12 protein-coding genes are annotated in these 12,934 nt (G+C 54.2%); 3 read left to right on the forward strand and 9 right to left on the reverse strand.

All coding sequences use genetic code 11. The features are described from left to right. Positions 1-126 precede the first annotated feature (126 nt). From HED67_RS08860 to HED67_RS08870, 3 genes are all read left to right on the forward strand, one after another. On the forward strand, positions 127-456 hold the full coding sequence (locus HED67_RS08860) for a plasmid mobilization protein (RefSeq protein ID WP_002569185.1): 330 nt from the start codon (positions 127-129) through the stop codon (positions 454-456). Beyond that, positions 417-1,763: a relaxase/mobilization nuclease domain-containing protein gene (locus tag HED67_RS08865; protein ID WP_002569184.1), complete on the forward strand. Its 1,347-nt coding sequence runs from the start codon at positions 417-419 to the stop codon at positions 1,761-1,763. Before HED67_RS08860 ends, HED67_RS08865 begins: the two co-directional genes overlap by 40 nt. A gap of 63 nt (positions 1,764-1,826) precedes the next feature. Then, positions 1,827-2,078: a helix-turn-helix domain-containing protein gene (locus HED67_RS08870; protein WP_002569183.1), complete on the forward strand. Its 252-nt coding sequence runs from the start codon at positions 1,827-1,829 to the stop codon at positions 2,076-2,078. Positions 2,079-2,255: 177 nt separating this feature from the next. On the opposite strand, the gene HED67_RS08875 is transcribed toward HED67_RS08870, so the two are convergent. The 9 genes from HED67_RS08875 to HED67_RS08915 all read right to left on the reverse strand — a co-directional run bounded on the left by HED67_RS08875 (position 2,256) and on the right by HED67_RS08915 (position 12,927). After that, a complete protein-coding gene (locus tag HED67_RS08875) occupies positions 2,256-2,621 on the reverse strand; it encodes a cysteine-rich VLP domain-containing protein (RefSeq protein ID WP_002569182.1) in 366 nt (121 codons plus the stop codon). Further along, positions 2,618-2,830: a transposon-transfer assisting family protein gene (locus HED67_RS08880; protein WP_004607965.1), complete on the reverse strand. Its 213-nt coding sequence runs from the start codon at positions 2,828-2,830 to the stop codon at positions 2,618-2,620. The genes HED67_RS08875 and HED67_RS08880 overlap by 4 nt, the downstream gene beginning before the upstream one ends. Then, positions 2,827-3,780: a hypothetical protein gene (locus HED67_RS08885; protein ID WP_002569180.1), complete on the reverse strand. Its 954-nt coding sequence runs from the start codon at positions 3,778-3,780 to the stop codon at positions 2,827-2,829. Before HED67_RS08885 ends, HED67_RS08880 begins: the two co-directional genes overlap by 4 nt. A 3-nt stretch (positions 3,781-3,783) precedes the next feature. Next, positions 3,784-7,347, reverse strand: coding sequence for a YodL domain-containing protein (locus HED67_RS08890; protein ID WP_002569179.1), 3,564 nt, complete (start codon positions 7,345-7,347; stop codon positions 3,784-3,786). A 212-nt stretch (positions 7,348-7,559) separates the two neighbouring features. Further along, entirely contained in the window at positions 7,560-9,650 is a 2,091-nt protein-coding gene (locus HED67_RS08895) for a DNA topoisomerase 3 (RefSeq protein ID WP_002569178.1), read from the reverse strand. A gap of 15 nt (positions 9,651-9,665) precedes the next feature. Next, positions 9,666-9,854, reverse strand: a complete 189-nt coding sequence (locus tag HED67_RS08900) for a hypothetical protein (RefSeq protein WP_002569177.1) — start codon at positions 9,852-9,854, stop codon at positions 9,666-9,668. Next, complete coding sequence (locus HED67_RS08905; RefSeq protein ID WP_002569176.1) at positions 9,851-10,552, reverse strand: DUF4366 domain-containing protein; 702 nt, start codon at positions 10,550-10,552, stop codon at positions 9,851-9,853. The genes HED67_RS08900 and HED67_RS08905 overlap by 4 nt, the downstream gene beginning before the upstream one ends. Further along, positions 10,545-10,823 (reverse strand): DUF4315 family protein, encoded by a 279-nt coding sequence (locus HED67_RS08910; RefSeq protein ID WP_002569175.1) that lies wholly within the window; start codon positions 10,821-10,823, stop codon positions 10,545-10,547. Before HED67_RS08910 ends, HED67_RS08905 begins: the two co-directional genes overlap by 8 nt. Before the next feature lie 34 nt (positions 10,824-10,857). After that, a complete protein-coding gene (locus HED67_RS08915; RefSeq protein WP_002569174.1) occupies positions 10,858-12,927 on the reverse strand; it encodes a C40 family peptidase in 2,070 nt (689 codons plus the stop codon). Positions 12,928-12,934 lie beyond the last annotated feature (7 nt).

Below are 12,934 nucleotides of genomic sequence, written 5' to 3' on the forward strand. Positions count from 1 at the left end.
GTAGCAAGCATAGGAAGCGGGTACCACTTCCGTATTTTCGCCCTCCCGCGCTGCGGCGCGTCGGTTGAAAATTGCTTGTTGGGAAGTGTCCCAAACCCTCGGAACGGAAAGGAAAGGAGCGAACACATGGACGGACGCAAAAGGACAGTGCAAATCAAATTCAGAGTGACGGAAGCGGAACGGGATTTAATACTGGAAAAAATGAAGCTCGTACCCACCCGGAACATGGCGGCGTATCTGCGGAAGATTGCCATTGACGGGTATATCATTCAGATAGACCACGCCGATATAAAGGCTATGACCGCAGAGATACAGAAAATCGGTGTCAACGTCAACCAGATAGCACGCCGCGTAAACGCGACGGGGAACGCATACCAAGAGGACATAGAGGAAATAAAGGGGGTGCTTGCGGAGATATGGCGGTTACAAAGATTAAGCCTATTAAAAGCACTCTAAGCAAAGCCCTTGACTATATCGAAAACCCGGACAAGACGGACGGGAAAATGCTTGTGTCCTCTTTCGGTTGCTCCTATGAAACGGCAGATATTGAGTTTGAATATACCCTGTCGCAAGCACTCCAAAAGGGGAACAATTTAGCCTTTCATCTGATACAGTCCTTTGAGCCGGGGGAAGTCGATTATCAGAAAGCCCATGAAATCGGAAAGCAGCTTGCCGACGCGGTAACAAAGGGGCAGCATGAGTATGTACTCACGACGCACATTGACAAAGGACACGTCCATAACCATATCATTTTTTGCGCGGTGAACTTTGTAGACCACCATAAATACAATTCCAACAAAAGGAGCTATTACGGCATACGGAACATGAGCGACAAGCTGTGCCGGGAAAATGGCTTGTCCGTTGTCGTCCCCGGCAAGGGCAGCAAGGGAAAGAGCTATGCGGAGTACCAGGCAGAAAAGACGGGTACAAGTTGGAAAGGCAAGCTGAAAACCACTGTTGACGCGCTTATCCCCCAAGTTTCCAGTTTTGAGGAATTGCTAACGCGGTTACAGGCGGCGGGCTATGAGATAAAGCCGGGGAAATATGTATCATGCCGCGCCCCCGGACAGGAACGCTTCACCCGCCTTAAAACCCTCGGCGCAGACTATACAGAGGAAGCCGTAAGGGAACGGATAGCGGGCAGACGGACAAAGGTGGCGAAAGCTCCCAGAGAGCAGCGCGGCGTGTCGCTGCTTATCGACATTGAGAACAGTATCAAGGCAGCGCAGAGTAAGGGCTATGAACAGTGGGCGAAAATCCACAATCTGAAACAGGCAGCTAAAACAATGAATTTCTTGACGGAACATAAGATTGAGCAGTACGCGGATTTAGTCAGCCGGATTGAGGAAATGGCAGCGGAAAGCGGACAGGCGGCAGACGCATTGAAGAACGCCGAAAAGCGGCTTGCGGAAATGGCGGTGCTTATCAAGAATGTTTCCACCTATCAAAAGACAAAGCCTGTCTATGACGCATACCGCAAGGCAAGGAACAGGGAGAAGTACCGCGCCGGACAGGAACAGGCAATTATCCTCCATGAAGCCGCCGTAAGGTCACTGAAAGCGGCGGGCATTGCGAAGCTCCCGAACCTCGCCGCGCTGCAATCGGAGTATGAAGCCCTCCAAGCGCAGAAAGAAGCCCTTTACGCCGACTATGGAAAATTGAAAAAGAAAGTCCGGGAATATGATATTATCAAGCAGAACATTGACAGCATTTTACAGGCAGACAGACAGCCGGAACGGGAAAAGGAAACAGAACGCGGATAAGGATAGCAAAATCCCCGCCGCTGTGCTATGATAGGGCTATCAAAAAGCAGAGGAGCGTTGAGCATGGAAAACCAGAAAATGCCGGAATATGAAACCATACGCGCCGCCGTTGCCGGGGAGAAATGGGCGGTGGAGAAAGTCGTGGATTGCTACAAGGACGAAATCGACAGGCTATCGACGGTAGCGGTCAGACAGCCAGACGGAAGCACGAAACAGGAAATCAACGAAGATATGCGCCAGTCTATCACAAAGAAGCTGATAGAAGCCCTCCCGCAGTTCCCGCTTGAAGAAATGGAAAAGGGAAATGTCAGATAGGCAAAAAAAGAACAGGGCGCGGAAGCCAGTATATGACTTCCGCGCCCTGTCTTTTTATGGGTGCTGTTTTCGTGAATGTTACGCAGTAGAACGCCATTTTCGGGGGTAAAGGTATAAAGTATCGCCTATCCGATTTTCACGCCCGGAAAGCCCTGTAAATCAAGGGATTTTCCGCACCTACTGCGTAACAGGGGTGCGTCTTTTCCTCATGCGCTCGGCAGCTTGTCTGCGGGTGATACGCTTCCGGCAGACGGGGCAGTATTTGACACTGTTAGAGGTTGACGCAAAGAACGCGCCGCACTCGGTACACTTCTTCTTGTCCCCTGTCTGGTAAAGCTCCGCATAGAGTAGCCTGTCGGCGGGAAGCACCGCAGCCCGGAACCACTTGCAGAGAAGCGAATAGGAAATGAGCTGCGGACAAACGCACTCGTCCCCGTCGTCCAGTAAGATACAGTTCCCGTTATCATAATTGCAGCACGTCCGGCGCACAAGGGCGTTGACTTTCCGGCTCTGGGGCGGCGTCAGCCGCTTAACCCCGTTCATACTTCATCAGCGGCGTAAATGGGAAGCTCTGCAAATTCCGCTTCGGTCAAAGCGTCCACTTTGGAAAGGGTGCGCTTTGCAAGCTCCCGCATATCCGCGTCCATGTAGGGCAGCGCGGCGTTGACATTCTCAATCAAAGCCCGCTTGCCGCCCTCGTTGTAAATGCTCAAAAGGTTTGTTTCTTCAACAGTCAGTCTAATCATGCTCATACCTCCATATCGTGATTTTTTGTTTTTGCCGCCGCCTTTTTCGGGGCGGTCTTTGCCTTGTCTGCTTTAAGCTGCGCCCGGATAGAGGGGCGGGGCTTCCTTATCTTCCTGTCCCGGTTCTCCCCCTTGTCAATCAGCGCATACGTCCCATGTCTGCCCTCGATTTTGGAAAAGGCAAGGGTCTTGTAGGGCAGCATGGAGAAAAGGCGGTCAGTGTCCTTTGTGGCTGCAAGCTGCATGAACGCCGGGGAAAGCTCTACCATGAAATGGGTCTTGTTGGGGCTGTTCGGCGTGTCGTGCCGCTTCATTTCCCGTACAATGCGCCGCGCTTCCGTTTCAATCAGCCCGTCCCGCAATGCGGCGATATGCGCCTTGAAATCCCCCGGCGGAAGCTGCTCCCGGCTGCGCCGTTCTTCCTGTAAGAGCGATTGCAGCGCGTCCGGGTCGTTGGGTACGGCTTCAAAGCGTTCAAACTTTCCAAGCTCATAATCGGGATTGCCGTTGAAAAACTGTCCGGCGGGTATCTCCCGTTCCCCATGCTCATAAATCAGCTTCACCGTATCGGCGGGCAGCTCCTTTTCCTTGACGCGCTCATAATGTTTAGCGTAGTCCAGTTCGTACAGATTGCCCTTGATTTTCCCGCGCTCCGTCCCCGTTAGCTCGATTGCATAGGCAAGGACGCGGTCGCTCGTCTGCTCCATGTAGAAACGCCATGTGTTGTGGGGCGCGGTGTCTTTGAGGAAAACGTCGCGCTCCCGGAAGCAATGCGTCCCGGACGGGCGGCAGAACCACAAAAGGGTCTTGTCCTCCTTGCGGGGGCTTGCCGCCGCCTTTGCGATAATCTCCTTGTCAATCTCCAAGTCGCTCTGGTAAAAGCCTGTGTTCTGCTTCATAACCGCATTGAGGGAAGCGAACAAATCCACGTTCTCAAATTTACTCTGTTTCGGCATGGGTCAGCTCCTTTCCAAATCCTGTAATTTCTGCTTTGCGTTTTTCTTCTGCGCCTTTTCCTTGTCAGCCCTAAGCTGCGCCCGGATAGAGGGCTTCTTTTCCGGCTTCGCTTCCTTGCCGCGCTCTTTGTCGGCTTTGACCGCGTTAGCCAGGTCAACAAGGGAAATTGTTTCTCCCGCCTTAACCTTTGCTTCCAGTTCGTCAACGGTAGGGGTGTTGTTGATGATACCGTCAAAGTTGTTGTCGTTCTGCTCTACGGTGTCCTCGATATGCTTCAAGGGGTTTGCCTTTTCCGGCTGCTCTGCGGCAACAGCAAACGCCCGCGTCCCGTTCCCCATAATCAGATACTTTCCGTCGTCCGACTGGTGGTGAAAGCCATATCCGGCGGCTTCTATCTGCTCCCGGCTCATGGCGGTCACATGGAAAGTCCCCCTCGGTGTCTGGATTGTTTCGCCCGTTGTCAGCTCGTCCGGGGTAAGCTGCTTCTGCTCCTGTAAAAACTCCGGCACTTGCCGGAAGCCTACGCTGTCAACGTAATGCGCGGTGTCCTGTCCGTTCTGATGAAGCACTACCACGTCCGAAACGGAAAGGCTGTGTCCCTTAAAATCTTTTGGGTGGTCGATATTGAAGCGGGTATAAATATCTTCAAGGGAAGTTTCCGGCGCAAGGGGCGCGGAATAGACAAGCTCATAGTTCGCTTTATCAACCACATTTCCCGCCGCCTGCAGGCGGTCGTAAGGCTCAAAGCGGAAGTCCCTTGTTTCGTCCCCGCCCTTTATCTGGTAAATGGAAAAGGTGTCCTTGTCCTGTCCGGTGGTCTGCGCCGTTTCCTGTGCCTTTGCGTAAAGCTGCTTTACGTCGCCCTCGGTCAGCTCGCCGCTTTTGAGCTGCCCCATAAGCTCGCGGCATTTCTCCGGCGTTCCCGTATAAAGCACGTCGCCCATTTTCGCCCGCCCGTTCTCCTGTGTCACATAGGCTTGCAAGAGGTGGCTGTTTTCCCGGCTGTCGCTGTAAGGGTTCCGGCGCACTCTGTAAATCGTTTCCGGGGTAAAGGCTTCTTTCGGGGCTGCTTCCGGCTTTTCTTTCCCGGCTGTATCTGCTTTTTTCGGGGCTTCCGGCTGTGGCGCGGCTTCTTGTCCCTCTCTGGTGGGCTGCTCCTGTCCGGCGGTCTGCTCCTTGTCCTGTGCCTTTTGCAGCTCCGCAAAATTCGCGTCTATGGAATTGATAATCTCGGCGGCTGCGCTGCGTATCGTTTCAAGGGAGCTTTTCAGCTCGGACAGCTCCCGCCCGCTGCTCCACCCGGCGACATAGCCGAAAGAATAGTCCGACGTGTCAAGCCCGTAATGTTGGCAGACGGTATAGGCGACGCTTTCCGCTTCGACTTCGCGGGTGCGGCGGTCAACGCGGGGTTGCTCGTCCTTTGGCGCGTTGAGGTCAATGTCGTGCAGCTTCGCATGGGCGATTTCGTGAATGGCGGTCTTTAAGGTCTGTAATTCGCTCATGCCCTCGTTGATAGCAATGCGCTTGTCCTCCAAGTGGTAGTAGCCATGAGAGCCGCCCTCGATATTCTCAAAGGCGATAGGAACGGGGGAAGTCTTTTCAAGGGCTGCGAAAAAGTCCTTATAGCGGTCAACGTCGCCTGTCAGTTCGTCAACGGCAATGTCCGGCAGTTCCTTTCCCTCGGTCTGGGAAACGTCAAAGACGGATACCACCTTGTAGGCGGGTATGGTGATTTCCTTTTCCTCGGTGACGGGCTTTCCGTCCTTGCCGATTATGGGCTTCTGCGTGTGCGGGTCGATTTTCTGCATTTCCTGTTTGATTTTATAGGGCGACGGGGCAATGATTTTAATTCCCTTTTGCCCTCTCATCACATTTCGCTCAAAGTTGTTCTTCCAAGCGGAAAAGCCCGCCAAAAGGGAAGCGTCCGGCTTCTGCATGGCGATAAGGACGGTGTTTCGGAAGCTGTAATTATGGAATTTTGACATGACTTTCAGATATTCCTTGTAACGCTCGCTGTCAAAGAGTTCCGTAATGCCCTGTTCCAGACGGTCGGTAATCTCTTTTAATTTCTCGGCGGGCTTCCCGGCTGTCAGCACGATAGGGATAACCGGGTGCGGCTCCTGTGGCTGCTCTGCGGCGGTTCGGGCGGTCTGCTCTGTGGCGGCTGCGTCCATAAAGGTCTTGTCCTGTCCGCCGCGTTCCGGCTGTGGGAAGCTCATAACGCGGTATTCTTTGGGTATCTCGTTTTCCGTTCCCCGATACCATTCGGTAAAGGTGTTCTGATTGTTATAGATATAGCCCTGTTCGGTAAACTGCCCCTTATCCTTGCTAACTGCGTCCCGCCCGTATTCTTCATACTTGAAATATTTCTTTGCTTCTTCGGGAAGCTCCAGCTCGTCCAGTTCGTCGATAAGATAATAACCGTAATCTTCTTCGCTGCGGACAGTGGGATAGAGCCAGTAACAGTCAAGGTTTTGTGCAAGGTTGATAAGGTCTTTCATGCTTCCGGCATACTCGCCATGTGTAACCGCCGCCGCAAATTTATCCTTGTCCCCGTCACTCTGCATTTCCAGAAGTTTTCCAAAATAATTCAGCTCGTCCATGCTTGCGCTTTGGATAACGGAAAGCGGCAAGTCAAAGGGGCAGTCCTCCGTAGAAGAATACCCGTTGATGAAAAAATCCTGCGGATTGTCTGCGGTAATGCCGACGCTTTCCATAGCCGCATGAAGCTGCTCTGTTGTGGTCGGCATGGGAAGCCACACGCCGCCCGGTTTGCCTGTTTCAAAGCGGCTGCGGCTGTCGATAAGAATTGAAAACTGCTCGTTTATGGTTTCACGCTCCTTTCTCTGTTCGGTGTCCTGTGGCGGCTCTGCTGTGGTGGGGGCTGCTTTTTCAGCGGTAGGCTGCGCCCGTTCCTCGCCCTCGATAGCATAGCCCGGTAAAAGCTGCCCGTTTACTTTGAAATGCTCTGCATACTCTGGCGGGATAGGCGGCGATACCTCGGTGAATAAATGCTGATAGGCTTTGATACGCCCATTCAGATATTTTTCCATAGCTGCCTTGTCTGCAAAGACTTTCCTTTCCTGTCCGGCGATTTTTGCCTGTCCGTAATTGTGGGGGCTGTTGGTGTAAATACTCCATGAAAGCGTCCACGAATAGGGAATGGATTTCTCTTTTTCCCTGTCATACCGGGTATTCTCGGATATGTGGTAGCGCATTTGGTAGACGCGGTTGCTGATGTGCTTCCCGTAGTCCGTAGCTTCCCACTGGTTCGCGGTATGCGTAGCTTCGGGTGTCCTCACATACTCAATGGCTTTGTCAATGGCAAGGGTCTTTCCCGCCTGTTCGTCCCATGCCGCCGCCTGTTCTTGCAAGGCTTCAAAAGCTGCCTGTTCAGCCGCCGCGTATTCTTCCCGCAATGCCTGTAACTGTTCTAAGGGCAGGGCGGTAAGCCCGGAAAGGTCAGCGGTCTGTTCCTCAAAATAAATATTTCGCTCTATCCGCATACTGTCAGCCGGGTCTAACTTGTCACGCTCAAACATGGAGTAACCTTTTTTCTTTTCCATTCATTCGCTCCTTTCTGAAATGGCGGCGCACCGCCGCGCTTTTGGGGTTCGCCCCGTACTACGGTGGGCTGTGCGTTATGCCAACAATTTTTTCATTTTTTTAGAGGGTTTGGGAAACTTCCCAACAAGCAAAATCCCCGTCCGGCGCGTCAGCGGCAGGACAGGGATTTACGGAAGTGGGTACCCGCTTCCTATGCTTGCTATTCAAGTTTTTAGTTCTTCTGTACTTCGATACGGTAGTTGACGTATTTCCCGCCAGTGTCAGCCAGAACGATAGTTCCGTCATAGGTCTTGCCTGTTTTCGGGGAATAGAGCTTCTTCACATTCACTTTGCCGGATTTAAGGAGCGCGGCGGCAATCTTCGCGGAAAAAGCGGTCTTGCGTTCCTCGAAAAAGCGGTCATTCTTCCACATGACAAAGGCACATTCTTTGTTGCTGCAATAATAGTTTTTCTTCCCCTCATGGACGGGGGAACCGCAACGGGGGCATTTGCCGACAGAGGGCTTTTCCTCCCGGAACAAATCCTTTTTCCCGTCCAGTGCTGCGGCGTGTGTCTGCACAAGCTCCCGCGCCATAGCTTCAATGCCGGACAGAAATTCGCCGGGGTCTGCGGCTCCCTTTGCTATCTGCGTCAGATTGTTTTCCCATTCTGCGGTAAGCTGCGGGGAAGTGAGCATATCCGGCAAGACTGATATAAGGGCGGCTCCGTTCTGCGTGGGGATAAGCTGCTTCCCCTTGCGCTCTGCAAAGCCGCCCTTTACCAGTTTTTCAATGACGGCGGCGCGGGTGGCGGGAGTGCCAAGCCCCCGGCGTTCCGCGTCCGGGTCGGTGTCCCCGTTCCCGGCTCGCTCCATAGCAGAGAGAAGCGACGCTTCGCTGTGGGGCTTCGGCGGCGTTGTGGTATGCTCCGTTACTTTTGCGGCGGGGTTAGGAAAGTTCTGTCCCTCGGAAAGCTCCGGCAGCGTCACGCCCTCATTTTCCCCGTCCTCTGCTTCGGGCTTATCTTTCAGCGTCGCCCGGTATCTGCGTTCAAGCTCTTTCCAACCCTCCGCAAGTACGGTCTTTCCCCTTGCGGTGAAGTCTGTCCCGGCGCATGAGAAAACCGCCGTAACCGCTTCATAAATATGCGGCTCGGCGGTGGCAAAAAGCAGACGCGCCCCCGCAAGGGTAAGGATATTCTTCTCGCTTTCCGGCAGCGCGTCCGGGTCAGCCTTTGCAAGCTCCATAGTGGGAATGATTGCGTGGTGGTCTGATACTTTCTTGCTGTCTAATACCTTTGCAATCTCCGGCGTGAAGTCCGCGCCCGCCATAAAGGGGAGCTTTTCGCAAAGCAGCGCGATAATGTCCGCTGCGGTGCCGCCCATGTCGTCAGTAAGAAAGCTGCTGTCCGTCCTCGGATAAGTAAGGAGCCGCTTTTCATAAAGGGATTGTGCAAGGTCAAGGGTCTGCTTTGCGGTGTAACCGAAAATGCGGTTCGTTTCCCGCTGCAAAGAGGTAAGGTCAAAGAGCTTTGGCGGGGCTGCGGTTTTCTTCTCTCTGGTAAGGGAAACGCATACCGCCTTTCCCGCTTCGCAAGCCCCTTTCAGCGCGTCGGCTTCTGCCTTGTCCGAAATCCTTTCGCTTGCCGCGTCCGCGCCGGATAAATCAAGGCGAACATGATAATATTTTTCTTTCTGGAAATGGGAGATAGCCGCGTCCCGGTCGGTGAGCATTTTTAAGGTCGGGGTCTGGACGCGCCCCACGTTCAAGGTCTTTCCATACAGGCAGGAGAAAAGCCGGGTGGCGTTAATGCCGATAAGCCAGTCAGCCTTTGCGCGGCAGAGGGCGGACGCAAAGAGCGCGCCATAGTCCCGCCCGTCTTTGAGGGAAGCAAAGCCCGCCTTAATCGCCCCGTCCTCCATTGAAGAAATCCACAAGCGGCGCATGGGCTTCTTGCAGCCCGCCACTTCGTAGACAAAGCGGAAAATCAATTCACCCTCGCGCCCCGCGTCACACGCATTTACCACTTCGGAAACGTCGGCGCGGTGCATAAGCTCTTTAATGGTTTTGAATTGCTTCCCCTTGTCCGGGTCAACGGCGTACTGCCATTCCTCCGGCAGAATGGGTAAGCTGTCAAAACTCCATTTTTTATATTGCTCCCCGTAGGCGGCAGCTTCCGCAAGCTGTACCAAATGCCCGACGCACCATGAAATGAGGTAGCCGCCGCCCTCGATATACCCGTCCTGTTTCCCCTTAATGCCAAGCGCGGCGGCGATAGTCTGCGCCACGCTCGGCTTTTCTGCAATCACAAGTCTAAATGCCATGAAAAAATCCTCCTTTCAGCGTTCCGGCGCGGTGTGCTTCTTCTCCTGTGCCTGTTTCAGACAATAGCCGATACAGGGGGATTGCGCCTTATAAGGGCAACGCATACACGCCGGGGATTTTGGAACGGGCGGCGCACTGTCACGCCGCCCGGTGGGTCTTTGTACCATCATTTTTTCTAAAGGGTTTTCGGTAAAAAGCGTCATGCTTCCTCGTCCTCCTGTTCTTCATCAGAAAGCCCGTCCCCCTCGTCCTCGTCGTAATCGTCAAAATCGAAATCTTCAAGGTCGGTGTCGCCCTTGACGTTCTGCTTTGGCTTCATAAACTTAAAATAATAGAACGCGCCCCCGCCGCCAAGAAGTGCCACGACAAGGAAAAGCACAAGCCCGCCTGTATTGCCTTTCTCTTTGGGCTGCTCTGTTGGTTTCTCGGTTTCCGGCTCCGCTTCCTTGCCGCTGCAAGCGGTCATGTTGTCCTTGCAGACAGGGCAGCTCACATTTACCTTTCCGGCTTCGCATTTATCGGTGCAACTGCAAACGGCGGGCGGGGCTGCTTCGGTGCTTCCGTCCTCCATGAGTGCCATAAGGTCGGCTTCGTCCACTTGATTAAGGAAATGTACGGTGTCCTCGCCCTCGTCGTCCCGGTCGATAAGGATATAAAAGTAATTGCCGTTTTTGGTCGTCACTGTGATAAGCTGCTTGTTGCCGCCGAAATCGTCTACAAGGGTCGCGTTCCCGTCCGGGGTAAGGGGTTCTTCCTTTTCGGGTTCCTCATAGACAACGCCGCTGTCGTCGGTCGCGTCCTGTCCCTCCGGGGTCTGTGCAAAGGCGGTGACGGAAAAGCCGCCCGTCAGCATGAGGGCGGCGCAGAGTGCGGTCAAGGTTCTAAGGATTTTCTTATTCATTCTCGGTGTCCTCCATTTCTTCGGTGTCGTGGTCTGCGGGTTCTGCGGGGTAGCCCGGCGCGGCTTCCATGCCCGGAATACCGCCGCCGGAAAGCATAGCGGAAAGCTCATGCGGGGAAAGGCGCATGGAGCGCACAAGCTGTACGATTTGCAGGTTTTCCGCTTCGGTTTTCTGCGCTTCAAGCCCCCTTAATCTGTTCTGGTACTCGGTGATTTTCTCGCGGGTCTTTGCAATCTCTTTGTCGATACGTTCAATTTTGTTCATAGCCATCAATAAATTTCTCCTTTCTTTGCTCAAAAATATGTTAATTCCAGTTCATCAGCCCATAGCCTTTGATACAGGAGTAATTGACGGGGTAGCTCTTTATCTTGCAGGCGTCGCCGGAATTGCCCTCGACGGTATAGACGCGCTCCCCGTCCGTTCCGATAACAAGCCCCACATGGTCTGCGCTCCCGTCCCCGTCCCAGTCGAAAAAGATAGCGTCGCCGGGGGCGATATTCTCATAGCCCCTCGCGCCCCATTGCCCGCGTGACTGGAACCAGGGTACGCCCTGTGACTGGCACCCGGCAAAGCGCGGCTCGCTCTTTCCGGCTTGATTGTAGCACCATGAAACGAAACAGGCGCACCATTCCACGCGGCTGTTAAATCCGTACCAGCTCCAAAAGGGTCGCCCGCCCACGTTGCCGACTTGCCGCTTCGCAAGGTCTACAACGGCGGTGTTGCCGGGGCGTGTGCCGTTTACAAGCTGTACGCCGCTTAAATCCTCGGACGCGCCCATATCGGGGGAGCCGCCGCCGAAAATCAGCGGTTTGTTTCCGCTTGTTTCCAGATAGACGCGGTACATTTCAAGCTGCTGTGGCGTTAGAAGTTCCTCCGCAATCTCGGAAATGGGCTTGTTCGTCAGCTTCACGTTGAGGATATGGTACTCGTAGGGTACTTCCTCGGTGGTCGTTTCCCCTGTTTCCGGGTCTGTGCTTGTTTCTGTGCGGTAGCGGATTTCCGTTTCTTCTGTCAGCGTCAAAGTGTACTGCATGGCAAAGACGCGATTTAGCTCTGCCTGTGCGCTCTGCGGGGTGTAGGTCTGTAAAAGGGCGGTGAGGTAGGACGCTAACTCATGGGGGTTATGCCCGATACTGTCAAGGTCATAGCGGTATTCGTCATAGCCGGGGTGGGTGCTTTCGATATTGTCAATCTGCTGCTGAAGCTCGTTTTCCTTTGCGGCGTAATTGTTCTCCGTCGCCACAAGGTCGCTGTCCTCCGACGTGTAGGAAGTCCCAAGTATGCCGTTCATCAAGCCGGAGAACATGGAACCGCAAGAGGAAAGCCCCGCCGATACCATGATGAATAAGAGTAGCGCGGCAACGGCGATACATACGCCCGCCGGGTGCCGCCCTACAAAAGCGATTGCCTTTTTTGTTTCCTCGGCGGTCTTTTTTGCCGCCTTGCGGGTGTTCTCTGCGGCTTTCTGCGCCGTTTTTGCGCCGCCTTTCCTTGCCGACTTTGCATACTGCCGCTTGATTTGCTGCTTCTGCATGAAGCGGGAAAGGGGATTGCCCGCAATCTGCGGATTGTCATGCAGGGCTTTATGGTACTGAAAATCCACATTCGCCTTGAACGCCGCTTTCTCTGCCTTTGCCGCCGCCCGGTAGGGTTTGAGCTTGTGGCTGTGGTAGCCCTCCTTGACTTTCCGCGCCCCGTACTTTGCGCCGCGCTCTGCCAGTTCTTCGGATTTGTGCGCCCCCTCAACGCCGGAATTGTCCTTTTCAACGGAATGTATCTTGTTGTGGACGAAAATACCCGCTTCCTGTGCGGGGCGGGATAGCGGGTTATTGTGGGGCTTATTCTTTCCTATGGGCTTTTCCTGTTCCTCAAAATGTAGGCGGGTCTTGCCTTTCCCGGTGGCTTCATCAAAGGTGCGCTCCCGTACAAGTTTCTTTTCTTTGGGGATAGCCGCCTTTGCCGCGTCCAGACGGTCGGCTGCTTTGTCCGATTTTCGGATATACCTTTCAAGCTCCGGCGTTGCCCGTTCCTCGTCGGTAAACTGCAAGCGGGAAGATTTTTCTTTTGCTGTGGCTTCTGCCTGTGCTTTCCTCGCCGCCTTTTTGCTCGCCTTTCTGGTACGCGCCCCGTCGATACGTTCCAAGACGCGCTCGGCTGCTGCGGTGTCCTGTTCCCGTTCTGCCCCCGGCGCATGGGGAAGCGGCGGCGTGTCGGTTAAGGGCGGGGAAGTTGCGCCGCCCGGTAGGGGCTGCGCTGCCTGTTCCGGCTGCGGTGGGGCTTCGGTCTTTGCAAAGTCCGCGTCCCTTATCCGCTTGCTGATACGTTTCTTTTTCCCGGTAGCGGCGTTTACCTCGACAGCCCCCTCGCGGGTCATTTTCTGC

Origin of the sequence: Pseudocoprococcus catus (assembly GCF_019734885.1) — a bacterium.
GTDB lineage: Bacteria > Bacillota > Clostridia > Lachnospirales > Lachnospiraceae > Coprococcus_A > Coprococcus_A catus.